Source organism: Mesorhizobium sp. M1365, from assembly GCF_040317865.1.
Lineage (GTDB): Bacteria > Pseudomonadota > Alphaproteobacteria > Rhizobiales > Rhizobiaceae > Mesorhizobium.
Genome location: NZ_JAMYLG010000116.1, coordinates 1 through 703, shown reverse-complemented (window position 1 = coordinate 703; position 703 = coordinate 1). Strand labels below are relative to the sequence as shown.

Genomic DNA, 703 nt, shown 5'->3' with positions numbered 1-703 from the left:
CTGATTCAATCTTCGTCGTAAGAGGAGATTGAGTCGATGATGGGCGAGCAAAGTGTGATGCAGGAGGAGCTGTTCTACGGCTTCAGCCTGGAGCGGCATGTGCCGGCGGATCACCTGCTCAGAGCGATCGACCACTTCGTCGACCTGTCCGCCATCCGCCAGCATCTGGCGCCCTTCTACAGCCCGATCGGCCGTCCCTCGATCGACCCTGAGCTGCTGATCCGCATGCTGATCGTCGGCTATTGCTTCGGCATCCGCTCGGAGCGCCGGCTGTGCGAGGAGGTACATCTGAACCTGGCCTATCGGTGGTTCTGCCGGCTTGGCCTCGAGGGTGATGTGCCTGACCACTCAACCTTCTCCAAGACCCGCCACGGCCGCTTCCGCGATGCCGACCTGCTGCGCGAACTGTTCGAGACCGTCGTCCGGCGCTGCATAGCTGAAGGGCTCGTCGGCGGCGAAGGCTTTGCGGTCGATGCCAGCATGATCGTCGCCGACGCCCATCGTCAGCGCGGGATCGAAACGGCCGAGGACCTCAATCCCAAAGCCAAGCGGGCCGTGGCTGAGTATCTCGCCACTCTGGATGACGCCGCCTTCGGGGCCGCCACGCCGGTGGAGCCCAAGTTCGTCTCCCCTGTTGATCCCGCCGCGCGCTGGACTGCCGCTTGGGGTGGCCCAGCCGTCTATGCCTATTGCACGAACTATT

At 63.6% G+C, this 703-nt stretch carries 1 protein-coding gene; it reads left to right on the top strand.

Annotated features, from left to right (window positions below; translation table 11 throughout):
• Positions 1-36: 36 nt before the first annotated feature.
• Positions 37-703 (top strand): transposase (locus NKH04_RS33135; RefSeq protein WP_353045615.1); only part of this gene is annotated, 667 nt, incomplete at its 3' end.